The sequence below is a fragment of the Pseudomonas sp. KCJK8993 genome (assembly GCF_046230915.1).
Lineage (GTDB): Bacteria > Pseudomonadota > Gammaproteobacteria > Pseudomonadales > Pseudomonadaceae > Aquipseudomonas > Aquipseudomonas piscis.
The window spans coordinates 1-24,143 of sequence record NZ_JBJJLO010000014.1; the positions used below are offsets into that span (position 1 = coordinate 1).

Annotated in this window: 23 protein-coding genes; 18 read left to right on the top strand and 5 right to left on the bottom strand. The window is 64.2% G+C overall.

What is annotated here, in order from left to right:
- From ACK6AU_RS07015 to ACK6AU_RS07060, 10 genes are all read left to right on the top strand, one after another.
- On the top strand, positions 1–412 hold a 412-nt coding region (locus ACK6AU_RS07015; RefSeq protein ID WP_409298454.1), incomplete at its 5' end, for a glucokinase.
- A 41-nt stretch (positions 413–453) separates the two neighbouring features.
- Positions 454–1,182, top strand: coding sequence for a response regulator (locus ACK6AU_RS07020; protein WP_185700559.1), 729 nt, complete (start codon positions 454–456; stop codon positions 1,180–1,182).
- A 31-nt stretch (positions 1,183–1,213) separates the two neighbouring features.
- Positions 1,214–2,641, top strand: coding sequence for an ATP-binding protein (locus ACK6AU_RS07025; protein WP_185700560.1), 1,428 nt, complete (start codon positions 1,214–1,216; stop codon positions 2,639–2,641).
- Positions 2,642–2,836: 195 nt separating this feature from the next.
- On the top strand, positions 2,837–4,096 hold the full coding sequence (locus ACK6AU_RS07030) for an AGE family epimerase/isomerase (protein ID WP_185700524.1): 1,260 nt from the start codon (positions 2,837–2,839) through the stop codon (positions 4,094–4,096).
- Between the two features lie 116 nt (positions 4,097–4,212).
- Positions 4,213–5,505: an ABC transporter substrate-binding protein gene (locus tag ACK6AU_RS07035; protein WP_185700525.1), complete on the top strand. Its 1,293-nt coding sequence runs from the start codon at positions 4,213–4,215 to the stop codon at positions 5,503–5,505.
- A 169-nt stretch (positions 5,506–5,674) separates the two neighbouring features.
- The gene (locus ACK6AU_RS07040; RefSeq protein ID WP_185700526.1) at positions 5,675–6,583 is read left to right on the top strand and encodes a carbohydrate ABC transporter permease; all 909 of its coding nucleotides are present in this window, start codon (positions 5,675–5,677) and stop codon (positions 6,581–6,583) included.
- Positions 6,576–7,421 (top strand): carbohydrate ABC transporter permease, encoded by an 846-nt coding sequence (locus ACK6AU_RS07045; protein ID WP_022640438.1) that lies wholly within the window; start codon positions 6,576–6,578, stop codon positions 7,419–7,421. Before ACK6AU_RS07040 ends, ACK6AU_RS07045 begins: the two co-directional genes overlap by 8 nt.
- A gap of 3 nt (positions 7,422–7,424) precedes the next feature.
- Positions 7,425–8,585 carry an ABC transporter ATP-binding protein gene (locus tag ACK6AU_RS07050; RefSeq protein WP_085597346.1) on the top strand — a complete coding sequence of 387 codons (1,161 nt, stop codon included), beginning with the start codon at positions 7,425–7,427 and terminating at the stop codon, positions 8,583–8,585.
- Positions 8,586–8,673: 88 nt separating this feature from the next.
- Complete coding sequence (locus ACK6AU_RS07055; protein WP_409298458.1) at positions 8,674–10,023, top strand: carbohydrate porin; 1,350 nt, start codon at positions 8,674–8,676, stop codon at positions 10,021–10,023.
- A gap of 132 nt (positions 10,024–10,155) precedes the next feature.
- Positions 10,156–11,010 carry a D-hexose-6-phosphate mutarotase gene (locus tag ACK6AU_RS07060; protein ID WP_185700530.1) on the top strand — a complete coding sequence of 285 codons (855 nt, stop codon included), beginning with the start codon at positions 10,156–10,158 and terminating at the stop codon, positions 11,008–11,010.
- Positions 11,011–11,048: 38 nt separating this feature from the next.
- On the opposite strand, the gene hexR is transcribed toward ACK6AU_RS07060, so the two are convergent.
- A complete protein-coding gene (hexR, locus tag ACK6AU_RS07065) occupies positions 11,049–11,909 on the bottom strand; it encodes a DNA-binding transcriptional regulator HexR (protein ID WP_172681684.1) in 861 nt (286 codons plus the stop codon).
- Positions 11,910–12,209: 300 nt separating this feature from the next.
- Here hexR and zwf point away from each other — a divergent pair, with 300 nt between their 5' ends.
- From zwf to ACK6AU_RS07080, 3 genes are read left to right on the top strand one after another with little or no spacing between them, the layout of a single operon-like run.
- Entirely contained in the window at positions 12,210–13,679 is a 1,470-nt protein-coding gene (gene zwf, locus ACK6AU_RS07070) for a glucose-6-phosphate dehydrogenase (RefSeq protein WP_185700531.1), read from the top strand.
- Entirely contained in the window at positions 13,666–14,379 is a 714-nt protein-coding gene (pgl, locus tag ACK6AU_RS07075) for a 6-phosphogluconolactonase (RefSeq protein WP_185700532.1), read from the top strand. The genes zwf and pgl overlap by 14 nt, the downstream gene beginning before the upstream one ends.
- A 17-nt stretch (positions 14,380–14,396) precedes the next feature.
- Positions 14,397–15,062 carry a bifunctional 4-hydroxy-2-oxoglutarate aldolase/2-dehydro-3-deoxy-phosphogluconate aldolase gene (locus ACK6AU_RS07080; protein ID WP_022640431.1) on the top strand — a complete coding sequence of 222 codons (666 nt, stop codon included), beginning with the start codon at positions 14,397–14,399 and terminating at the stop codon, positions 15,060–15,062.
- Positions 15,063–15,216: 154 nt separating this feature from the next.
- Here ACK6AU_RS07080 and ACK6AU_RS07085 read toward each other — a convergent pair whose 3' ends face one another.
- Together ACK6AU_RS07085 and ACK6AU_RS07090 are read right to left on the bottom strand one after the other, a co-directional pair.
- Complete coding sequence (locus ACK6AU_RS07085; protein WP_409298461.1) at positions 15,217–16,407, bottom strand: aminotransferase class V-fold PLP-dependent enzyme; 1,191 nt, start codon at positions 16,405–16,407, stop codon at positions 15,217–15,219.
- A gap of 44 nt (positions 16,408–16,451) precedes the next feature.
- Positions 16,452–16,688 (bottom strand): DUF3820 family protein, encoded by a 237-nt coding sequence (locus tag ACK6AU_RS07090; protein ID WP_015636734.1) that lies wholly within the window; start codon positions 16,686–16,688, stop codon positions 16,452–16,454.
- Between the two features lie 231 nt (positions 16,689–16,919).
- Here ACK6AU_RS07090 and ACK6AU_RS07095 point away from each other — a divergent pair, with 231 nt between their 5' ends.
- From ACK6AU_RS07095 to ACK6AU_RS07110, 4 genes are all read left to right on the top strand, one after another.
- The gene (locus ACK6AU_RS07095; RefSeq protein WP_409298463.1) at positions 16,920–17,387 is read left to right on the top strand and encodes a ferritin-like domain-containing protein; all 468 of its coding nucleotides are present in this window, start codon (positions 16,920–16,922) and stop codon (positions 17,385–17,387) included.
- A gap of 155 nt (positions 17,388–17,542) precedes the next feature.
- Entirely contained in the window at positions 17,543–19,531 is a 1,989-nt protein-coding gene (locus tag ACK6AU_RS07100) for an FUSC family protein (protein ID WP_185700536.1), read from the top strand.
- Positions 19,518–19,724 carry a DUF1656 domain-containing protein gene (locus ACK6AU_RS07105; RefSeq protein ID WP_185700537.1) on the top strand — a complete coding sequence of 69 codons (207 nt, stop codon included), beginning with the start codon at positions 19,518–19,520 and terminating at the stop codon, positions 19,722–19,724. Before ACK6AU_RS07100 ends, ACK6AU_RS07105 begins: the two co-directional genes overlap by 14 nt.
- A 10-nt stretch (positions 19,725–19,734) precedes the next feature.
- Positions 19,735–20,598 (top strand): efflux RND transporter periplasmic adaptor subunit, encoded by an 864-nt coding sequence (locus ACK6AU_RS07110; RefSeq protein ID WP_409298466.1) that lies wholly within the window; start codon positions 19,735–19,737, stop codon positions 20,596–20,598.
- Positions 20,599–20,622: 24 nt separating this feature from the next.
- On the opposite strand, the gene ACK6AU_RS07115 is transcribed toward ACK6AU_RS07110, so the two are convergent.
- Together ACK6AU_RS07115 and ACK6AU_RS07120 are read right to left on the bottom strand one after the other, a co-directional pair.
- Positions 20,623–21,093, bottom strand: a complete 471-nt coding sequence (locus ACK6AU_RS07115) for a MaoC family dehydratase (RefSeq protein ID WP_185700539.1) — start codon at positions 21,091–21,093, stop codon at positions 20,623–20,625.
- 46 nt (positions 21,094–21,139) lie between these two features.
- The gene (locus ACK6AU_RS07120) at positions 21,140–22,084 is read right to left on the bottom strand and encodes an alpha/beta hydrolase (protein WP_185700540.1); all 945 of its coding nucleotides are present in this window, start codon (positions 22,082–22,084) and stop codon (positions 21,140–21,142) included.
- Between the two features lie 214 nt (positions 22,085–22,298).
- Here ACK6AU_RS07120 and fadD2 point away from each other — a divergent pair, with 214 nt between their 5' ends.
- Positions 22,299–23,987 carry a long-chain-fatty-acid--CoA ligase FadD2 gene (fadD2, locus tag ACK6AU_RS07125; protein WP_185700541.1) on the top strand — a complete coding sequence of 563 codons (1,689 nt, stop codon included), beginning with the start codon at positions 22,299–22,301 and terminating at the stop codon, positions 23,985–23,987.
- Positions 23,988–24,143 lie beyond the last annotated feature (156 nt).

Here is a 24,143-nt window from a genome sequence, read left to right on the forward strand (position 1 = left end):
CGGGATCGGCCATGTCAGCGCCGAGACCGCCCTCAGCGGCGGCGGCCTGCCCCGGGTCTACCGGGCCATCTGCGCAGTGGACGGCCACCAGCCACGGCTGGATACCCCCGAGGCGATCACCGCCGCGGGGTTGGCCGGCGACCCCATCGCCCGCGAGGTGCTGGAGCAGTTCAGTTGCTGGCTGGGCCGGGTGGCGGGCAATAACGTGCTGACCACCGGCGGCCGGGGCGGGGTGTACATCGTCGGCGGGGTGATCCCGCGTTTTGCCGACTTTTTCATCCAGAGCGGCTTCGCCAAGAGCTTTGCCGACAAGGGCTGCATGAGCGACTACTTCAAGGGCATCCCGGTGTGGCTGGTGACCGCGCCCTATTCCGGACTGACCGGCGCCGGGGTGGCCCTGGAACAGGCATAATCGCCCTCCATTCATGACAACGACAAAGGACGGCATGGGTGATATCAGCCAGTAGGTCGATCTTGTTGGTCGACGACGATCAGGAAATCCGCGAGCTGCTGGAGACCTACCTCAGCCGCTGCGGTTTCCAGGTGCGCAGCACCGCCGATGGCGCAGGTTTTCGCCAGGCCCTGAACGAGGCGCCCAGCGACCTGGTGATCCTCGACGTGATGCTGCCCGACGAGGACGGCTTCAGCCTGTGCCGCTGGATTCGCCAGCACCCCAAGCGCGGCCAGGTGCCGATCATCATGCTCACCGCCAGTTCCGACGAGGCCGACCGGGTCATCGGCCTGGAACTGGGGGCCGATGACTACCTGGGCAAGCCGTTCAGCCCCCGTGAGCTGCAGGCGCGGATCAAGGCCCTGCTGCGCCGGGCGCAGTTCGCCCAGGAGCGGGCCGGAGGCGAGGTGTTGTGCTTCGACGAGTGGCGCCTGGATGTGATCAGCCACCGGCTGTTCCACAACGACGGCGAGGAAGTGATCCTTTCCGGCGCCGACTTCGCCCTGCTCAAGCTGTTCCTCGATCATCCCCAGGAAATCCTCGATCGCGACACCATCGGCAATGCCACCCGTGGTCGCGACCTGATGCCCCTGGATCGCATCGTCGACATGGCGGTCAGCCGCTTGCGCCAACGCCTGCGGGACACGGAAAAACCACCGCGGCTGATTCGCACCGTGCGCGGCAGTGGCTACCAGTTGGCGGCCAATGTGGTAGCTGGCAGTGCTCGCTGAAACCCTCAAGGGCTGCCTGCAACGGGTGCCCATGCCGCGTTCGCTGCTGGGCCGGATGCTGTTGCTGACCCTGCTGGTGGTGCTGCTGGCCCAGGCCCTGTCCAGCGTGATCTGGGTCTCGCAGTTGCGTGCCACCCAGCTCGAGGGCCTGGTGACCAGCGCCCGCAGCCTGGCCCATTCGATGACCGCCAGCGTCAGTTACCTGCGTTCGCTGCCGGTGGCCTATCGGCCGCTGGTACTCGACCAGTTGCGCAGCATGGGCGGTACGCGTTTTGTCGTGACCCTCAACGACAAGCCGCTGGACATGCAGGTATTGCCGGCCACGCCGCGCAAGGAGGCGGTACTGCGGGCGGTGGAGCAGGTGTTGCGCCAGTCCCTGGGCAACGATGCGGACATCTCCGTGACCTTCGTACGGCCCGACGACCTGCGGATCTTCAACGGTGGCTTGAAGCTCGACGAGTTGCCACGGTCCTGGGCCCACTACGCCCTGACCCTGGAACCGGTGAACCCGCCAGTGCTGGTGACCCAGATCCAGATGGCCCCGGGCGAGTGGCTGTACATCGCTTCATTGTTGCCCGAGCCCTACACCAGCCTCGAAGAGCAGGGCCTGCCGGCACAGCAGGTGTGGTTCATCCTGCTGACCAGCTGCTTCCTGTTGTTGTTCATCGGCCTGCTGGTGCACTGGCAGAGCCGGCCCCTCAAGCGCCTGGCCCGGGCCGCTCGCGAGTTGTCCCTGGGCGCCGATGTGCAGCCGGTGGCGCCGGGCGGCGGCAGTGAGGTGGTGGAAGTGGCGAGGGCCTTCAACAGCATGCGCGAGCGCATCAGCCGCTACCTGACCGAGCGCAGCCAGTTGTTCAGCGCCATCTCCCATGACTTGCGCACTCCCATCACCCGCCTGCGGTTGCGGGTGGAACTGCTGGAGGATGAACAACTGCAAGCCAAGTTCGGCCGCGACCTCGATGAGCTGGAGCTGCTGGTCAAGGGCGCATTGCAATGCGTCAAGGACACCGACATCCACGAGAACATCGAGCCGGTGGACTTGAACCAGGTGCTCGACTGCCTGGTGGAGCCTTACCTGGCGCCCGCCGGCAATGGCCGGGTGACCCAGCAGGGACGGGCCCTGGCCAGCTACCCGGGCAAGCCCCTGGCGCTCAAGCGCTGCATGGGCAACCTGATCGACAACGCCCTGAAATATGGGCAGAACGCCCACCTGCATATCGAGGATGACGCCGACGCCTTCATCCTGCACGTGGACGACGAGGGCCCCGGCGTGCCCCAGCAGCGGCTGGAGCAGGTCTTCGAGCCGCACTTTCGCCTGGCCGGCCAGCAGCAGGGTTACGGCCTGGGGCTGGGCATCGCACGCAACATCGCCCATAGCCATGGCGGGGAAGTCAGCTTGCAGAACCTGCGCGAGGGCGGCCTGCGGGTGACCTTGTACCTGCCGCGTTTCGCGGACTGAACAACTCTCCTCTTAGCAGCGACGAAGCGTCCTGCCTGACACGGCGCGTTATCGTGCATCGCGAGCAAACTTAGCGCCTACCGGCGTCCGCTGGTTTGTCACGACCTGGTGACATTTGCCGTGTCCTTCGTTACCTGGGGCCAACCTTGGCTTGATTAGACTCAAGCCTTCGACAAGAACAACAACAGGTCGTCCATGGAACCTCTTTCCCTGCCGTTCAGCAGTTGGCTGAACGCTCCCGCACACCACAGCTGGCTGGCCGCCGAGGGCTTGCGGCTGCTGGATTTCGCCAAGGCCTCGCGGCTTGCCGAGGGCTTCGGCAACCTGGATGCCCGGGGCTGCCTGCCTGCCGGCGCCCGGGCCGAAACCATGAATACCGCGCGCATGACCCACAGCTTCGCCATGGCCCATATCCAGGGGCTGCCTGGCTTTGCCGAATTGGTGGACCACGGCGTCGCGGCGCTCTCAGGTCCGCTGCGTGATGCCGAGCATGGCGGCTGGTTCGCGGTGGCCGGGCAGGCCGACGGCAATGGCGGCAAGGCAGCCTACCTGCATGCCTTCGTCGCCCTGGCCGCCAGTTCCGCGGTGGTGGCCCGGCGCCCGGGGGCCGAGGCCTTGCTGGAGCAGGCGGTCGGCGTGATCGAGGAGCATTTCTGGAGCGAGCAGGAGGGCGCGATGATCGAGTCCTTCAGCCGCGACTGGAGCGAACAGGAGGCCTATCGCGGGGCCAATAGCAACATGCACGCCACCGAGGCCTTTCTCGCCCTGGCCGACGTCACCCAGGACCCGCGCTGGCTCAGTCGCGCCCTGCGCATCGCCGAGCGCTTGATCCACGTCCATGCGGCGGCCAACGACTTCATGGTGGTCGAGCACTTCGACCTGGATTGGCAGCCCTTGCGCGATTACAACCGGGAGTGTCCCGCCGATGGTTTTCGCCCCTTCGGTACCACGCCGGGCCACGGATTCGAGTGGGCGCGGCTGTTGCTGCACCTGGAAGCCGCGCGGGGCCAGGCCGGAATGCTGACCCCTGGCTGGCTGGTGCTGGATGCCCAGCGCCTGTTCGACAGCAACTGCCGTCACGGCTGGAACGTGGATGGCGCCCCGGGCATCGTCTACACCCTGGACTGGGGCAACCGCCCCGTGGTGCGCCAGCGCCTGCACTGGACCCACGCCGAAGCCAGCGCCGCCGCCAGTGCCTTGCTCAGGCGTACCGCAGAGGAGCGCTATGAAACCTGGTACCGGGTTTTCTGGGAGTTCTGCCAAGCGCATTTCATCGACCGCGAGTTCGGCAGCTGGCACCACGAACTGGGCCTGGACAACCGCCCTGCGGCAGAAATCTGGGGCGGCAAGCCGGACCTTTATCACGCCTGGCAGGCCGTGCTGATTCCGCGCCTGCCCCTGGCGCCGAGCATGGCCACGGCCCTGGCCGACATGTCTGCCCCGGGGGCTGTGTAACCATGCGGTGACATTTCCCCATCGCTTCGTTACTCGGGCGCTGGGCTAGTCTGTTTAGACTCGTTTGCAGCGCAAGCACCAGACTTGCATGCATAACAACAAGAAAGGTACTTCAGATGAATGCGATTTCTCGCCTCGCCACTGTCATTTCCCTTGCCTCCCTGTTTCCCCTGAGTGCCCTGGCCGCCGACTCCAAAGGTTCCGTGGAAGTGGTCCATTGGTGGACGTCCGGTGGTGAAAAGGCTGCGGTCGATGTGCTCAAGGCCCAGGTGGAGAAAGACGGTTTCACCTGGAAGGACGGCGCCGTGGCCGGCGGTGGCGGTTCCACCGCGATGACCGTGCTCAAGAGCCGCGCCGTGGCCGGCAACCCACCCGGTGTGGCACAGATCAAGGGCCCGGACATCCAGGAATGGGGCAGCACCGGCCTGCTCAGCACCGATACCCTCAAGGACGTGGCCAAGAGCGAGAATTGGGACGGCCTGCTTTCGCCCAAGGTGGCCAATACCGTCAAGTACGAAGGGGACTACGTCGCCGTGCCGGTGAACATCCACCGGGTCAACTGGCTGTGGATCAACCCCGAGGTGTTCAAGAAGGCCGGGATCGCCAAGGCGCCCACCACCCTCGAAGAATTCTATGCCGCCGGCGACAAGCTCAAGGCCGCCGGCTTCATCGCCCTGGCCCACGGTGGCCAGCCCTGGCAGGACAGCACTGTATTCGAAGACGTGGTGCTCTCGGTGATGGGCGCCGAAGGCTACAAGAAGGCCCTGGTGGACCTGGACCAGAAGACCCTGGCAGGCCCGGAGATGACCAAGGCCTTCGCCGAGCTGAAGAAGCTCTCCGGCTACATGGACCCCAACCGTGCCGGGCGTGACTGGAACATCGCCGCCGCCGACGTGATCAACGGCAAGGCCGGGATGCAGATGATGGGCGACTGGGCCAAGAGCGAATGGACCGCGGCCAAGAAAGTCGCCGGCAAGGATTACCAGTGCGTGCCGTTCCCGGGCACCGACAAGGCTTTCACCTACAACATCGACTCCCTGGCCGTGTTCAAGCTCAAGGCCGATCGCAAGGGCGATATCGCCGCCCAGCAGGACCTGGCCAAGGTCGCCCTGGGCAAGGACTTCCAGAAGGTCTTCAGCATCAACAAGGGCTCGATCCCGGTGCGCACCGACATGCTCAACGCCATGGACGCCGAAGGTTTCGACTCCTGCGCCCAGGCCGCCGCCAAGGACTTCCTGGCGGATGAGAAGACCGGTGGGCTGCAGCCGAGCATGGCGCACAACATGGCCACGTCCCTGGCGGTGCAGGGCGCGATCTTCGATGTGGTGACCAACTTCATGAACGACAAGGATGCGGACCCGGCCAAGGCCAGTGCGCAACTGGCGTCGGCGGTCAAGGCCGCGCAGTAAGGTCCGGGCCGCAGGCATGCCTGCGGCCATTCCCGAAACGCTCTCCCTCGCAGGAGCGAGGCTGGCCCGCGAAGGCGGTGCGTCGGTGGGCATCGATTTACCTGTCGATGTCCATCCGCCGGCGAGCCTCGCTCCTGCGGACACTCACTTCTTCAACTGGATTTCTCCGATGAGCTCTGTGGCGGTTTTCAGCAAAGCCTCGCCGTTGGATGCCTTGCAGCGCTGGTTGCCCAAGCTCGTGCTGGCGCCGAGCATGGTGATCGTGCTGGTGGGTTTCTATGGCTACATCCTCTGGACCTTCATTCTGTCCTTCACCAATTCCAGCTTCATGCCGAGCTACAAGTGGGTCGGCCTGCAGCAATACCTGCGGCTGATGGACAACGACCGCTGGTGGGTGGCGAGCAAGAACCTGGCCGTGTTCGGCGGCTTGTTCATCGGCATCAGCCTGGTGCTGGGGGTGTTCCTGGCGGTGTTGCTGGACCAGCGCATCCGCCGCGAGGGCTTCATCCGCACCGTCTACCTGTACCCCATGGCGTTGTCGATGATCGTCACCGGCACCGCCTGGAAATGGCTGCTCAATCCCGGCCTGGGCCTGGACAAGATGCTGCGCGACTGGGGCTGGGAAGGCTTTCGCCTGGACTGGCTGGTGGACCAGGATCGCGTGGTCTACTGCCTGGTGATCGCCGCCGTATGGCAGGCCTCGGGTTTCGTCATGGCGATGTTCCTGGCCGGCCTGCGGGGTGTCGACCAGTCGATCATCCGCGCGGCCCAGGTGGACGGCGCCAGCCTGCCGACCATCTACCTGAAGATCGTTCTGCCGAGCCTGCGCCCGGTGTTCTTCAGTGCCTTCATGATCCTGGCCCATATCGCGATCAAGAGCTTCGACCTGGTGGCGGCGATGACCGCCGGCGGCCCTGGCTACTCTTCCGACCTGCCGGCGATGTTCATGTACTCCTTCACCTTCAGCCGTGGCCAGATGGGCATCGGTTCGGCCAGCGCCATGCTGATGCTGGGCGCGGTGCTGACCATCCTGGTGCCGTACCTGTATTCCGAACTGCGAGGCAAGCGCCATGACTGATTCGCTCGCCAGGCCGCGCCTGAATTTCAGCCGGATCGCCATCTACGCCACGCTGCTGCTGGCGGCGGCGGTGTACCTGGTGCCGCTGGTGGTGATGCTGCTCACCAGCTTCAAGACCCCCGAGGACATCCGTACCGGCAACCTTTTGAGCTGGCCCCAGGTGGTCGATGGCATCGGCTGGATCAAGGCCTGGGACACCGTGGGTGGCTATTTCTGGAACTCGGTGAAGATCACCGTGCCGGCGGTACTGATCTCCACCCTGATCGGCGCGCTGAACGGCTATGTGCTGTCGATGTGGCGCTTTCGCGGTTCGCAGCTGTTCTTCGGCCTGTTGCTGTTCGGCTGCTTCCTGCCGTTCCAGACGGTGCTGCTGCCGGCCTCGTTCACCCTTGGCCGGTTCGGCCTGGCCAACACCACCACCGGCCTCGTGCTGGTGCACGTGGTCTACGGCCTGGCCTTCACCACGCTGTTCTTTCGCAACTACTACGTCAGCGTGCCGGATGCCCTGGTCAAGGCTGCGCGCCTGGATGGCGCGGGGTTCTTCACCATCTTCGGCAAGATCCTGCTGCCGATGTCGGTGCCGATCATCATGGTCTGCCTGATCTGGCAGTTCACCCAGATCTGGAACGACTTCCTGTTCGGCGTGGTGTTCGCCAGTGGCGACGCGCAACCGATCACCGTGGCCCTGAACAACCTGGTCAACACCAGTACCGGGGCCAAGGAATACAACGTTGATATGGCGGCGGCGATGATCGCGGGGCTGCCGACACTGCTGGTGTACATCTTCGCCGGCAAGTATTTCCTGCGCGGGCTGACGTCCGGCGCGGTCAAGGGGTAAGGCATGGCAACTCTCGAATTACGCAACGTCAACAAGACCTACGGTGCCGGCCTGCCGGACACCTTGAAGAACATCGAGCTGAAGATCGACGACGGCGAGTTCCTGATCCTCGTCGGCCCCTCGGGGTGCGGCAAGTCGACCCTGATGAACTGCATCGCTGGCCTGGAGACCATCAGCGGTGGGGCGATCCTGGTGGATGATGCCGACATCAGCGGCATGAGCCCCAAGGACCGGGACATCGCCATGGTGTTCCAGTCCTACGCGCTGTACCCGACCATGAGCGTGCGCGACAACATCGCCTTCGGCCTGAAGATCCGCAAGATGCCCGCCGCCGAGATCGATACCGAGGTGGCGCGGGTGGCCAAGCTGCTGCAGATCGAGCACCTGCTGGCGCGCAAGCCGGGCCAGCTCTCCGGTGGCCAGCAGCAGCGGGTGGCCATGGGCCGGGCCCTGGCGCGGCGGCCGAAGATCTATCTGTTCGACGAGCCGCTGTCCAACCTCGACGCCAAGCTGCGGGTCGAGATGCGTACCGAAATGAAGTTGATGCACCAGCGCCTGAAGACCACCACGGTGTATGTCACCCACGACCAGATCGAGGCCATGACTTTGGGGGACAAGGTGGCGGTGATGAAGGACGGGATCATCCAGCAATTCGGGACGCCGCAGCAGATCTACAACGATCCGGCCAACCTGTTCGTGGCAAGCTTCATCGGCTCGCCGCCGATGAACTTCATTCCCCTGCGCCTGCAACGCCAGGAGGGACGGTTGCTGGCCTTGCTGGACAGTGGCCAGGCCCGCTGCGAGCTGCCGTTGGGGCCGCGTGACGCCGGGCTCGAGGAGCGCGAGGTGATCCTGGGCATTCGTCCGGAGCAGATTGCCCTGGCGCCCGCCGAGGCCAACGGCCTGCCGAGCATCCGCGCCGAGGTCGAGGTGGTGGAGCCCACCGGGCCCGATACCCTGGTATTCGTCACCCTCAATGGCACCAAGGTCTGCTGCCGCCTGGCCCCGGACCAGGCGCCCGCGGCCGGGCAGAACCTGACCTTGCAGTTCGACCCGGCCCGGGTCCTGTTGTTCGATGCCCAGAGCGGCGAGCGCCTGGGCGCGGCCGGCCCTGCCATGGCCCAGGGCCACGGCGGCAATGTGGCGCAATTCAAGGGGCGATGAATTCGGGGCGGATGGCCTGTCATCCGTCGCAGGAACTGTAAACCGCGTTGGATAAACCGTTAATAACAATAAAGACGAGGATGTAGGGATGAAGAAGCAACATGGCAATACCCGCCTGCTCTGCCAGCTGTCGGCGATGGCGGCGCTGGTCCTCTCCGGCCAGGCCATGGCCGACGAAGCGTTCGGCGCCAACTCCAAGTGGATGACCGGCGATTGGGGCGGGACCCGCACCAAGCTGCTGGAGCAGGGGATCGACATCAAGGCCGACTACGTCGCGGAGATGGGCGCCAACCTCCACGGTGGCTACAACGACGACAAGACCGGGCGCTACAGCGACCAGTTCGGCCTGGGCGTGGCGTTCGACCTGCAGAAGCTTTTGGGCTGGGACAACACCCAGGCCAAGATCCAGCTGACCAACCGTAATGGCCAGAACATCTCCAACGATCGCGTCGGCGATCCCCGGGCCGGCACCTTGAGTTCCTCCCAGGAGGTCTACGGCCGCGGGCACATGGTGCGCTTGACCCAACTGTGGATCCAACACCAATTCCTGGACGGCAAGCTGGACGTCAAGGCCGGTTATTTCGGCGAGGGCGAGGACTTCAACACCTTCCCCTGCGAGTTCCAGAACCTGGCCTTCTGTGGTTCCCAGGTGGGCAACTGGGCGACCAACATCTGGTACAACTGGCCGGTCAGCCAGGCGGCGTTGCGCATCAAGTACCACATCACCCCCGAGTTCTATGCGCAGATCGGCGCCTACAACCAGAACCCGTCGCAAACCGAGCACGGCAACGGCTTCAAGCTCAGCGGCAGTGGCACCAAGGGCACCGTGCTGCCGGTAGAACTGGTGTGGTCGCCGAAGGTCAACAACCTGCCAGGCGAGTACCGGGTGGGTTACTACAAGAGCACCGCCAAGGCCAATGACGTACGCGAGGACGTCAATGGCCAGGATGCCGCCAGCACCGGTAGCGCCTACCGCGTGCACAACAGCAAGCACGGCTACTGGTTCGTCGCCCAGCAGCAGCTCACCAGCCATAACGGCGACGCCTCGCGTGGCCTGAACATCGCCGCCAACGCTACTTTTCATGACAAGGACACCAACGTCGTCGACAACTACCAGTCGCTGATGTTCGTCTACAAGGGGCCGTTCGATGCCCGGCCAAAGGATGACGTGGGCATCGGTTTCGCCCGCATTCATGTCAACGACGACGTGAAGAAGAACGCCCAGCTGGCCAACGCCGCCATCGGTGTGAGCGACTACGACAATCCGCTGTACTCGCCCCTGCGCGAGACCGAGTACAACTACGAGCTCAACTACGGTTTCCATGTGACCGACTGGCTGACCGTGCGGCCGAACCTGCAATACATCACCCATCCGGGCGGTGTGGACCAGGTCGACAACGCCCTGGTGGCCGGCCTGAAAATTCAGTCGGTGTTCTGACGCTGTTGCGATAAGCTCCTTTCTCTGTGCGCATATTGCGGATGGCCTTGGCTATCCGCTTTTTTTTGCCAGGCGCTCTCGCGACAGCCGCCAGCTGTACGACCACCACCATGATTTTCAGGACCGCGGCACATGCATGAGCATCCCCTGCAACGTTTTTTCAAGACCCTGCGCGAGCGCCCGGTGTTTGCCTGGGAGCGCTACCAGATGCGCGATGTGCTGGTGATCGACCATCCGCTGTGCCAGGCGGTATTCAGCCGCCAGGGCGCGCAGCTCCTGCACTTCCAGCCCGCCGGGGAAAAACCCTGGCTCTGGTGCGCGGCGAAGTGGCCGCAGGTGGGGGCGATCCGGGGTGGGGTGCCGGTGTGCTGGCCCTGGTATGGCCGTCATCCGAGCGAGAATGCCTGGCCGTCCCATGGCTGGGCGCGCTTGCTGGACTGGAAGCTGCTGGACAGCGACAGCGATGACGACGGTGTGCGCCTGCATTGGCAATTGCAGCTGTGCGACTGGAAGGTCGAGCTGCATGCGCACCTGGGCCGGGGCATGGATCTGCGCTTGAGCACCGAGCACCAGGACAGCGAACCCTGCCAGTTGAGCCAGGCCTTGCACGCCTACTGGCGTATTGGCGACGTTGGTGAGGTAGCGCTGTCTGGGCTCGATGGCGCCGAGGGCTACGATCATTTGAATCGCCAGGCCTGCCGGCAACAGGGCGAATTGCGGGTCGACGGTGGCTGCCAGCGGGTGTTCCAGCACGAGGGCGAGTTGCAAATCGAGGACCGCGCCTGGCAACGCGCACTGCGCATCGATACCGGCGAGGACGCCGACACCGTGGTCTGGCATCCTGGTACCCGGCCACTGCTGGGGGTGAGTTGGAGCGAGGTGTCGCGTTTCGTCTGTGTCGAGGCGGCTGCCGGCGGCACCGACAGCCTGCGGCTGGCACCGGGGGAGCGGGCCCACCTGAGCCTGCAGGCGCGCGCGGCGGGGTAGGGCAAAGAGGCTCCCGCGGGTCGCGGGAGCCTGTGGCTTCAGTCGAGCTCGTCGCCTGCCGGGTAGCGGCTGGCGTTGAGGCTTTCCTTGATCTTGCGCAGGTGCGGCTGGAAGTCCACGCCACGGCGCAGGGTCATGCCGGTGGCCAGGACATCGAGCACCGTGAGCTGGATGATCCGCGAGGTCATGGGCATGTAGATATCGGTGTCTTCCGGCAGTGGCAGGTGCACGCTCAGGCTGCATGCCTTGGCCAGCGGCGAGCCGGCGGCGGTGATGCCCAGCACCGAGGCGCCGTTCTCCCGAGCCTGGCGCGCGACCTCCACCAATTCGCGGGTGCGGCCGGTGTAGGAGATGATCACGAACAGGTCGCCGGTGTGCGCCACCGAGGCGAGCATGCGCTGCATCAGTACGTCGGGGTGGGCCGACACCGCCAGGTTGAAGCGGAAGAACTTGTGCTGGGCGTCCATGGCCACCGGAGCCGAGGCGCCGAGGCCGAAGAAGTGGATCTGCCGGGCCTGGATCATCATGTCCACGGCGCGGCTGACCTGCTGCGGGTCGATCTGCTGGCAGGCGCTGTCCAGCGAGGCGATGGCGCTGGCGAAGATCTTCTGGGTGTAGGCTGCCGGGTCATCGTCGGCTTCCACCGCACGGCTGACGTACGCAGCGCCGCTGGCCAGGCTCTGGGCCAGTTGCAGCTTGAGTTCCGGGTAGCCGCTGACGCCGAACGAACGGCAGAAGCGGTTGACCGTCGGTTCGCTGACCGACGCGGCCTGGGCCAGGGCGGCGATGCTGAAGCGGGTGGCCTGCTGCGGGTTGAGCAGGATGACTTCGGCGACTTTGCGTTCCGCCTTGTTCAATTCTTCAAGGCGGTTCTGGATCTGCTCCAGTAGATTTCGCACTCGGTCCATTCAGGTTTCCTAGATCGGCTAGACAGGTGAAACGGGGAAGCCGGGAGGCGGTCAATCCGGGAAGGGCGTTGGCGATCGTGATGCCGCCGGGGTCCCGGGATTACGCTGCGTGCCGGGCTCGCCGCGCCTGCAATGCGAAGTTGAAAGGTGGCCTATCGTACTGGTGGCCCGGAATGAGGACCACCTGGAATCGATATTTTGTGAAAATGTTATGTTTATTACTACATTTTTCCTTGAGTGATGCCTTGAAAAAAGGTATTTGTAGCTTAACTTGATAAAAGAACAAACATCATGCCTTCGATAACGGTTGAACCCTGCACCTTTGCCTTGTTCGGCGCGCTGGGCGATCTGGCGCTGCGTAAGCTGTTTCCTGCCTTGTACCAGCTCGATGCCGCCGGCCTCTTGCATGAGGACACACGGATCCTGGCCCTGGCCCGCGAGCCGGGCAGCGAGCAGGAACACCTGGCCAATATCGAGGCTGAGTTGCACAGGTACGTCGGCGCCCATGACATCGACGCCGCCGTGTTGAAGGGATTCCTGGCCCGCCTGAGCTACCTGCATGTGGATTTCCTCAAGGCCGAGGACTACGTGGCCCTGGCCGAGCGGGTCGGCAGCGAGCAGCGCCTGATCGCCTATTTCGCCACGCCGGCGGCGGTGTACGGGGCGATCTGCGAGAACCTGTCGCGGGTCGGGCTCAACCAGCACACCCGGGTGGTCCTGGAAAAACCCATCGGCTCGGACCTGGATTCCTCGCGCAAGGTCAACGATGCCGTGGCGCAGTTCTTTCCGGAGAACCGCATCTACCGGATCGACCACTACCTGGGCAAGGAAACGGTACAGAACCTGATCGCCCTGCGTTTCGCCAACAGCCTGTTCGAAACCCAGTGGAACCAGAACTACATCTCCCACGTGGAAATCACCGTGGCCGAGAAGGTCGGCATCGAAGGCCGCTGGGGCTATTTCGACAAGGCCGGCCAGCTGCGGGACATGATCCAGAACCACTTGCTGCAATTGCTCTGCCTGATCGCCATGGACCCGCCGGCCGACCTCTCGGCCGACAGCATCCGCGATGAGAAGGTCAAGGTGCTCAAGGCCCTGGCGCCCATCAGCCCAGAAGGCCTGACCACCCAGGTGGTACGTGGCCAGTACATCGCCGGCCACAGCGAGGGCCAATCGGTACCTGGCTACCTGGAGGAAGAAAACTCCAACACCCAGAGCGATACCGAGACCTTCGTCGCGCTGCGTGTGGATATCCGCAACTGGCGCTGGGCCGGGGTGCCGTTCTACCTGCGCACCGGCAAGCGCATGCCGCAGAAACTGTCGCAGATCGTCATCCACTTCAAGGAACCCTCGCACTACATCTTCGCCCCCGAGCAGCGCCTGCAGATCAGCAACAAGCTGATCATCCGCCTGCAACCGGACGAAGGCATCTCGTTGCGGGTGATGACCAAGGAGCAGGGCCTGGACAAGGGCATGCAACTGCGCAGCGGTCCGTTGCAGCTGAATTTTTCCGATACCTATCGCAGCGCGCGGATTCCCGACGCCTACGAGCGCTTGTTGCTGGAAGTGATGCGCGGCAACCAGAACCTGTTTGTGCGCAAAGATGAAATCGAAGCCGCGTGGAAGTGGTGCGACCAGTTGATCGCCGGCTGGAAGAAGTCCGGTGATGCACCCAAGCCCTATGCGGCCGGGTCCTGGGGGCCAATGAGTTCCATTGCACTGATCACGCGGGATGGGAGGTCGTGGTATGGCGATATCTGATTTGCAATTGCCGGCGGGCGTGCGCGCCCACGAATTTCGCAGCTCGACCCTGCTGGCTGCGGGCCTGGCCCTGAAGGTCGCCGAACAACTGCGCGAGGCCATTGCCGCCCGGGGCCAGGCAAGCCTGGTGGTTTCCGGTGGCCGCAGCCCTGTGGCGTTCTTCCAGGCCCTGGTCAAGCAGGAGCTGGACTGGTCCAAGGTGCTGATCAGCCTGGCCGACGAGCGCTGGGTTCCGGTGGAGCATGCCGATAGCAACGCCGGCCTGCTCAAGCAGCACTTGCTGGTGGGGCCGGTGGCCAAGGCGCGTTTCCTTGGTCTCTATAGCGCCGCGGCCAGCCTGGAAGAAGCCGCCCGGCAAGCCGACGAGGCCCTGGCGCAGTTGCCCGGAATCGATGTGCTGGTGCTGGGCATGGGCGATGACGGGCATACGGCCTCGCTGTTCCCTGGCAGCCCGAACCTGGCCGAGGCGCTCGAACCCGCTGGCAGCCGCCGGTGCTGGCCGATGCTGGCGCCTACCGTGCCCCGTCAGCGCCTGAGCATGAGCCGGGCCCTGCTGGCGTCGGCCCGTAGCAGCCTGCTGTCGATTTCCGGTCAGTCCAAGCTGACCACCCTGGGTGCCGCACTGGCTGGCGACGTGGTCGCCGACATGCCGATTCGCGCCTTCCTGCAAACCCCGTTAGAGATTTACTGGTGCCCATGAGCCAAGGATCAGCCGCGATGACAAACCTCCCTCCGACCGTTTCCATGGCGGACAAAGTAGCCCTGCTCGACAGCCTCTGCGCCAAGGCGCGGATCCTGCCGGTGATCACCATCGCCCGTGAGCAGGACGTGCTGCCGCTGGCCGATGCCCTGGCCGCGGGCGGCCTGACGGCCCTGGAAGTCACCCTGCGTTCGCAGTTCGGTCTCAAGGCCATCCAGATCCTGCGTGAGCAGCGCCCGGAGCTGGTGACCGGCGCCGGCACCGTGCTCGACCCGCAGATGCTGGCGGCGGCGGAGGCGGCGGGTTCGCAGTTCATCGTCACCCCGGGCATCACCCGCGAGCTGCTGCAAGCCAGCGTCGCCAGCCCAATCCCGCTGTTGCCGGGAATCAGCAACGCCTCCGGGATCATGGAGGGGTATGCCCTGGGTTATCGCCGCTTCAAGCTGTTCCCGGCTGAGGTCAGCGGTGGCGTGGCGGCGATCAAGGCTTTGGGTGGCCCGTTCGGCGAGGTCAAGTTCTGCCCTACCGGCGGTGTCGGCCCGGCCAATATCAAGAGCTACATGGCGTTGAAGAACGTGATGTGCGTGGGCGGTAGCTGGATGCTCGATCCACAGTGGATCAAGGACGGCGACTGGGCCCGTATCCAGGAGTGCACGGCGCAGGCCCTGGCCCTGCTGGACTGAAGCTCCAATCCTATTCGTTGGTGTGTTCTACGGCTTTATGGTGCGCTTGGTCGGCGCACCTTTTTTTTGCCCGGAAAAAAGTGCCGACCTGAACTCCCCGTAACCGCTGGCGCAATGGGCTGGTGGCGGCCCGGGGCAGCGGTTCCGGAAGGTTTCAGCTGGTGGCCAGTTCTTCAAGGGCGACGACCAGGCGCTGGATATGCTCCAGCGGCGTCACCAGGCCCGGGGTGATGCGGATACAGGGGCCGAAGCCTGCACCCTTGCGGATCACCGTGAACAGGTCGTAGTCGCGCAGCAGCCGGTCCACCAGGGCTTGCTGATCCTGGTGGCCAGTGAAGCGCAGGGCGCTGATGGCGCAGCACAGGCGCGGGTCCGCCGGCGTCATCACCTCGATGCCCGGCAACTGGCGCACGGCTTCGGTCCAGGTTTCGCGCAGGTAGTTCAGGCGAGCGCCCTTGGCTGCCGCGCCGCCCATGGCCCGGTGTTCCTCGAACACCAGCGGCAAGGTCATCAAGGCCGGGATGTTGGGTGTGCTGTAGGGCGTGCGGGCGCGGATGTCGTCCGCCGGAAAGTGGAATTCGTCCATGTCGGGGTCGATGGCGTCCAGGCGCTCGGGATCGATGTAGAGAAAGCCCAGGCTCAATGGCGCGCCGATCCACTTGTGCAGGTTGAAACCGGCAAAGGCGATGCCCAGCTGTTGCAGGTCGAAATCGATCTGGCCCAGGGCATGGGCGCCGTCGAGGATGATATCGACCTCGTATTCCTTGGCCAGCGCGGCAATGGCCTGGACCGGCATCACCAGGCCGCTGCGGTGGGTGACGTGGGTCAGGGGGAGCAACTTGAGGCGCGGATAGCGCTCGAATGCATCCTTGTAGGTCGCCAAAAGGCTGTCAAAACTGGCAGGGTGCTGGTGCTGGATTTCTATCACTTCCACGCCACGATGGCGGGCCAGCCAGCGCATGGCGCTTTTCACCGTGTCGTACTCCAGGTCGCTGAGCAGCACCTGGTCTCCGGGTTGCAGGCGATTGTAGTTGCGGATCAGTGATTGCAAGGCGTCGGAGGCACAGCGGGTCAGGGCCACGGCGTTATCCGGGACTGCCAGCAAACGCGCCAGCTGGTGGCGGATCTGCAAGGCCTCGACCTGCTCGAAGCGCTGGCGCACATGCACCGAATTGCTGCTGTTGACCCACAGGATATTGCGTTGGTAGTCCTCGGCCACCTTGCGGGTCATGCGCCCGAAATAGCCGTTCTCGAGGTTGATCGGTCCGGACTCGAGGTCGAACTGCCGGGCAATGCCCCGCCAATGCTCTTCGTCGCGGGCCAGCGTGGTGGCAGTCCTTGGCATGCTGGGCTCTTTATCGGTGATGGAGGTTCAGGGAAGGGCAGTGGTCAATGGCGGGGCTTGGGCTTGCCGTGCTTGGCGCGTAGCGGATCGAGCAGGTCGGACAGGCCGTTGTGGTCGATTTCCTGCATCAGCGCCAGCAGGCCGCCGAGTTCGCCCTTGGGAAAGCCTTCGCGGGCGAACCAGTTGAGATAAGGGCCGGGCAGGTCGGCGAGGATGCGTCCCTTGTACTTGCCGAAGGGCATTTCCCGGGTGACCAGCAGTTCGAGTGTTTCAGGGGTCATGGCCGCCACCGTGGTGTGCTACGAGAGTCTTGGAAAATACAGGCATTCTGCATGCAGGCCAAATGACAGATCATGCAAATAACGCGGATACAGATTTTCCTGTTTCTATTAACTTCTTGAATATAAAGAAAAATATTTTATTGGTGAGTCTGGCATGGGCGCTGCAATGGTAAACGGCAGGAAGGTCGGCCACGGTCGATCCCATTCTCGTAACCTGCAAGGAACCTGAAAATGACTGACTTGAACAAAGAAGCGATTTCGGTACTCAACAGCCTGATCGAGACCAGCAAGGATGGCCAGGAGGGCTTCAAGACCTGTGCCGAGGACATCCAGCATCCGGAGCTCAAGGCCCTGTTCATCAAGCGTTCCACCGACTGCGCCGCCGCCGCGGCTGAATTGCAATCGGTGGTGCGTTCCATGGGCGGCGATCCGGAGACCTCCACCAGCGTCAGCGGCGACTTGCACCGGCGTTGGGTCGACCTCAAGTCCATGGTGACCGGCAAGGACGAGGAAGCCGTGCTCAACGAGGCCGAGCGGGGTGAGAACCATGCCCTGAAAGCCTACAAGGAAGCCCTGGAGAAAATCTCCAAGCACAACCTGGTGGGCATTCGTGACGTGGTGGAGCGCCAGTACCACGGCGCGCAACGCAACCATGACCAGGTCAAGGCCCTGCGCAACCAGGCTCGCGCCCGCTCCTAAGGTTAAAAGCTGTCAAAAACGCCAGCCAGTCTGGCGTTTTTTTGTGCCTTGGATTTAGCGCTGGACGGAGTTTAGTTAGCTTGCTAATAATTGGCCTGCGCCCGTCCTGGGCGTTCCCGGCTATGTTTAATTCGTACCTCCAAGAGTCCTTGTCCGTGCCCATTACCTTGCAGGCCCTGCTTGCCCCGAGCCTTCCCGCGCTGCAGTTCGCGATCAAGACCCTGCTGGGTGGCGGGCTGGCGCTGTGGCTAGCGCTGCGCTGGGGCCTGGAGCAGCCCTCCTGGGCCTTGATGACTGCGTTCATCGTCGCCCAGCCACTGTCCGGCATGGTCTTGCAGAAGGGCCTGGCGCGGCTGTTGGGGACCCTGGTCGGCACCTTCATGTCGGTGCTGTTCATGGGCCTGTTCGCCCAGACTCCCTGGTTGTTCCTGCTGGCCCTGGCGCTGTGGCTGGGGCTGTGCACCGCCAGTTCCACCTTGTTGCGCAGCGCCTGGTCCTATTCCTTCGTGCTGGCCGGCTACACCGTGGCGATCATCGCCTTGCCGGCCATCAACCATCCGTTGAGCATCTTCGACCAGGCGGTGGCGCGTTGTACGGAAATTTCCCTGGGAATCATCTGCGCCACCGCCAGCAGCGCCCTGATCTGGCCCCTGCGGGTCGAGCGCCAACTGGCGGAACAAGCCCATGCCGCCTGGCAGAGCGGGATGCAGGCGGCCCGTGCCACCCTGGCCGGCGATGCCCAGGCGCGCAAGGGTTTGCTGGAGATCCTCGGACGGATCGTCGCCGTGGATGCCCAGCGCGAACATGCCTGGTTCGAGGGGCCGTCGGGGCGCCAGCGGGCCAGGGCCATCAGCGGCTTGAGCCAGAAGCTGCTGAAGCTGTTGCGCATCTCGCGTTCGGTGCGGCGCCAGTGGAAGCAACTGGACGCCGATGAGGCCCGGCAGTTGCAACCCTGGCTGGACCAGGTGCAGCAGGCCCTGGCCACGACGGACAAGGCCGATTTGCAGGTGTTGCGTCCGCGCCTGCTGGATGCTTCCCATGATCAGCACCTGAGCCCGGCCCAGGGCTTCTGCCTGGCGCGTTTCGCCCTGTTGCTCGACACTGCCCTGGCCGCGAGCCAGGCCCTGGATGCGGTGCAACGGGGACGAGGGCCGGTGGAGCAGCCGGCGAACCTGACGCCCCACCGTGACCTGTCGTTGGCCCTGGTCTTCGGCGCTCGTAGTGCCCTGGCCTTCCTCACGGTGGCCAGTTTTTGGCTGGCTACCGCCTGGCCCGCGGCTTCCGGGGCGATGTTGCTGACCTGTGTGGTCTGCGGCTTGTTCGCCAGCCGCGAGAACGGTGCGCAGATCGGCATGAGCTTCATGCGCGGGATCTTCCTGGCGCTGCCTGCGGCCTTCTTCGTCGGGCAGATCCTACTGCCCCAGTGGAGCGGTTTCCCGATGCTGGCGATGGCCATGGGCGTGCCGTTGTTCCTCGGGGCCCTGGGCATGGCCAAGCCGCAGATCGGCGCCACCGCCACCTCGTTCTGCCTGCACTTCATCGTATTGATCTCGCCGATGAACCACATGACCTTCGACGTGGCCAACTTCCTCAACAGCGCCCAGGCCATGGTGCTGGGGGTCGGGGCGGCGGTGCTGGCCTTCCGTCTGCTGATCCTGCGAAATCCGGCCTGGCATGGCCGGCGCCTGCTGGCGGCGACCCTGAGTGACCTGGTGCGCCTGACCCGGCGCAACCTGCGGGGGGCCGAAAGCTGGTTTGGCGGACGCATGGCCGACCGCCTGTTGCAGCTGGCCCGGCATTACCCGGAGTTGCCCGAGCCGGCCCGCAGTCGCTGGGATGACGGCCTGCTGGGCCTGGATATCGGTGATGAGCTGATGCACTTGCGCCTGAGCCTGGCGGTGGCCCAAGTGCCGGCAGGCGTCGCCCAGCACAGGTATTTCGAAGATCTGCAGCGCACCCTGGAGCAAGGCCCGGCGGGTAGCCGCCAGGACGCCCTGGTGGCGCCCAGTGCCGCCTTGCTCGCAGCCCTGGAACAGCAGCCACCCAGCGATGCACTGAAGCTGGCCAAGGGCGCGGTGCTGCAATTGCAAAACAGCTGGCGCAGTTGGTGCCGGCAGCAGGAGGAAAGTCATGGGGCTGCGTGAGTGGTCGCTGGGCGGGGTGCTGCTCAGTCCGTTCCTGACCTACGTGGTGCTGGCGCTGGCGCTCACCGGTGCGCTGCGCCTGTTGCTACGGGCCTGCGGGGTGGGGCGCTGGATCTGGCACGAAGCGTTGTTCGATTGTGCGTTGTATGTCTGTGTGCTGGCGGCGGTCACGTTCGTCCTCGGACCTTTATAAGGAGTTGTCCATGCGTACACCGGTACGTGTCCTGTTTACCCTGTGCCTGGTGGCGTTGGCGGTCTTCGCCGGTTATCACCTGTGGCAGTACTACATGCTCACCCCCTGGACCCGCGACGCGCGAATCCGCGCCGATGTGGTGATCGTCGCCCCCGACGTCTCCGGCTGGGTGCGCGAGCTCAAGGTGGCGGACAACCAGCAGGTCAAGGCCGGCGAGCTGTTGCTGAGCATCGATCGCGAGCGTTTCGAGGCGGCCCTGGAAAAGGCCCAGGCCGTGGTACAGACCCGCCAGCAGCAACTCAATCTGCGCGAGCACGAGGCCAGTCGGCGTGCGGCCCTGGGACCCCAGGCCATCAGCGCCGAGCTGCGGGAGAATGCCCAGATCAACGCCGGGGTTGCCCGTGGCGAACTGCGCCAGGCCCAGGCCGAAGCCAAGGTCGCCGAACTGAACCTGGCCCGCAGCCAGGTTCGCGCGCCACGGGATGGGCACATCACCAACCTGCGCCTGGCCGAAGGCAACTACGTCAACGCCGGGCAGTCGGTGATGGCTTTGGTGGATGACTCGACCTTTTATGTCCAGGCCTACTTCGAGGAAACCAAGCTGCCGCGGATCAAGGTCGGTGATCCGGTCAAGGTCTGGCTGATGAGCGCCGGGGAGGCCTTGCAGGGGCATGTCGAAAGCATCAGTCGAGGGATCACCGACCGCAACGCCACGCCTGACGGGCAACTGCTGGCCGAGGTGGAGCCGACCTTCAACTGGGTGCGCCTGGCCCAGCGGATTCCGGTGCGGATCAAGCTCGACAAGGTGCCGCAAGGCATCAACCTGAGCGCCGGCATGACCGCCAGCGTTCAGGTCGAAGAGGGGCGCAAGTAACGGGGCCGGCGTATCGGCCCGGGGTCAGCCGATGGCGATGGCTGGCAGGGTTGGCAGGGTCACGGTCTGTTGCTTGCGCGGCGCGAGGATCTCGGCTTCGCCGTCGACCACCAGCTCATCACGTTGGTTGAACACGCGGGTGGCGATGCGCACGCGGAATTTGGGCAGCTTTTCCAGGATTTCCAGGCGCACGGTCAGGGTGTCGCCGATCTTCACTGGCTTCTGGAAGCTCATCTGCTGGCCGATGTAGATAGTGCCCGGGCCAGGCAGCTCGCAGGCCACTGCCGCACTGATCAACGCGCCGCTGAACATGCCATGGGCGATGCGCTCCTTGAACATGGTGGCGGCGGCGAACTCGGGGTCCAGGTGCACCGGGTTGTGGTCGCCGGACATGGCGGCGAACAGCTGGATATCACGCTCCTCGACGGTCTTGCTGTACTGGGCGGTCTGGCCGACTTCCAGGGCGTCGTATGGGGTGTTGGTAACCTGGGTCATGTTGTGCAAATCCTATGGCAGATAATTGAGCGTACTGGCCGGCGACCTATTCCGAACGTGCCGGCCTGCGGTGTTGCAATGCCTGTTCCAGCCAGGCCAGTACGTCCTCGGTCACTTGGTCGCGATTGCTTTCGTTGAACAGTTCATGGCGCGCCTGCGGGTAGATATTCAGTTGCAGGCACTGGCTGCCGGCCTCGCGCAAGGCGCCGGCCAGATCCTTGAGACGCTTGCCATCGCTCACCGGATCACATTCGCCGCCCATGACCAGCAGCGGCAGGCCCGGATCGATCTGTGCCAGGTTGGCTATCTTGCTGATTTGCTGCAGTCCGCCGAGCAGGTCGATCCACAGCTGGTTGGTGCAGCGATAGCCGCACAGGGGGTCGTTGACGTACTTGTCGACTTCCGCCGGGTCCCGGCTGAGCCAGTCGAAGGCCGTGCGGTTGGGCTTGAAGGCTTTGTTGAACGAGCCGAAGGACAGCCATTCGATCAGGGCGCTGCGGCCCTGGCCGCCCTGGCGCCAGCGCTCGAAACGAGCAATGAGGCTGGCGGCGCGGTACAGGGCCACCGGCTGGAAATTCGAGCCGCTGAGGATCGCCCCATGCAGGCTGGCGCTGTGGTGCAGCAGGTAGGCCTGGGCGATGTAGCTGCCCATGCTGTGTCCCAGCAACACGATGGGCGTGCCGGGGTATTGTTGGCCGATGTGCTGGTTGAGACTGGCCAGGTCGCCCACCACCTTGCTCCAGCCGCCGTGATCCGCGTAATGGCCGAGTACCCCCTGCTCGGCGGTACGGCCGTGGCCACGCTGGTCCGGGGCGCACACGCCATAACCTGCGTCGCACAGGGCCTGGGCCAGGCGGGCATAGCGACCACTGTGCTCGGCCATGCCATGGGACAGCAGGACAATCGCCCTGGGCGGGCTGGTGGGCATCCACTGGTTGACGAACAGCCGGTGGTGGTCACTGGTGGTCAACCAGAACATGTCGTGGGTCATGGCGATTCCTTTGCTCGAAGACGCTGCACTATATAGCCCATCGTTGCTGGCGCGTCCGATTCGGGCACCTGTTGGAAGCAAGATTCACACAATTAATGACACACTTGCCCATATTTGCCTGAATCGCCATAGCTGCTAACGTCCGAAGAGCCCCGCCCTGGCAGCGTTGCAGAGGCGGCCAGGATCGTTCAGGCAAAATAAGAGGACAAGAATAATGCAACCTGATTTCTGGAATGATAAGCGCCCGGCCGGCGTCCCCAACGACATCGACCAGGGGGCCTACAAGTCGGTGATCGAGGTGTTTGAGCGTTCCTGCAAGAAATTTGCCGACCGCCCGGCCTTCAGCAACATGGGAGTGACCCTGACCTACGCCGAACTGGAGCGCCACAGCGCGGCGTTCGCCGCCTACCTGCAGAGCCAGACCGACCTGGCGCCCGGGGATCGCATCGCGGTGCAGATGCCCAACGTCCTGCAATACCCGATCGCCGTGTTCGGCGCCCTGCGCGCCGGCCTGGTGGTGGTCAACACCAACCCGCTGTACACCGCGCGCGAGATGCGCCACCAGTTCAAGGACTCCGGAGCCCGGGCCCTGGTGTACCTGAACATGTTCGGGCAGAAGGTCCAGGAAGTGCTGGGCGACACCGACCTGCAGTACTTGATCGAGGCCCGGATGGGCGACCTGATGCCCATCGCCAAGGGCTGGCTGGTCAATACCGTGGTGGACAAGGTCAAAAAGATGGTGCCGGCCTACCACCTGCCCCAGGCCATCTCCTTCAAGAGCGCCCTGCGCCTGGGACGCGGCCAGGGCATCAAGCCGCTGGCGATAGGGCTCGACGATATCGCCGTGCTGCAATACACCGGCGGCACCACCGGCCTGGCCAAGGGCGCGATGCTGACCCATGGCAACCTGGTGGCCAACATGCAGCAAGCCCGTGCCTGTCTCGGCCAGCACGGCCCCGATGGCAACACCCAGTGGCGTGAGGGCCAGGAGGTGATGGTGGCGCCGCTGCCGCTGTACCACATCTATGCCTTCACCGCTAACTGCATGTGCATGATGGTCACCGGCAACCACAACGTGCTGATCACCAACCCGCGGGATATCGGTGGCTTCGTCAAGGAGCTGAAGAACTGGCGGTTCTCGGCATTCCTGGGCCTCAACACATTGTTCGTGGCGCTTATGGATCACCCGGAATTCAAGCACCTGGATTTCTCCAATCTCAAGCTGACCAACTCCGGTGGCACGGCGCTGGTCAAGGCCACGGCCGAGCGCTGGCAGAAACTCACCGGCTGCCGCATTACCGAAGGCTATGGCTTGACCGAGACGTCGCCGGTGGCCTGCACCAATCCCTATGGCGACAGCTCACGGCTGGGTACCGTCGGCCTTCCGGTACCGGGCACCCTGGTCAAGGTCATCGATGACCAGGGCGTCGAGTTGCCGCTGGGCGAGCGTGGCGAGCTGTGCATCAAGGGGCCGCAGATCATGAAGGGCTACTGGCAGAACCCCGAGGCCACGGCAGAGGTGCTGGACGCCGAGGGCTGGTTCCGCTCAGGGGACATCGCGGTGATCGATCCGGATGGTTTCGTGCGTATCGTCGACCGCAAGAAGGACATGATCATCGTCTCGGGCTTCAACGTGTACCCGAACGAAATCGAGGATGTACTCATGGCCCACCCGAAGGTAGCCAACTGCGCGGTGATCGGGGTGCCGGACGAACGCTCCGGCGAGGCCGTGAAGCTATTCGTCGTGCCCCGGGAAACGGGGGTCAGCCTCGAAGAGCTCAAGGCCTACTGCAAGGAGAATTTCACCGGCTACAAGGTGCCCAAGCACATCGTCCTGCGCGAGTCGCTGCCGATGACCCCGGTGGGCAAGATCCTGCGCCGCGAGCTGCGCGATATCGCCTGAGTCCCGTCCGTTGACCTTGCGCGGGCAAGCCGGTGGGTGCAGGGCTTGCCCGCGCTGCTGTGGTCGGGCGCAAAGCCGCGGGCCAGAGCGGAATCGGTGATTGTAGGATTTTTACTCTAAAAATGACCATTTAATGGTCTTGAGTCATTTTTGTGA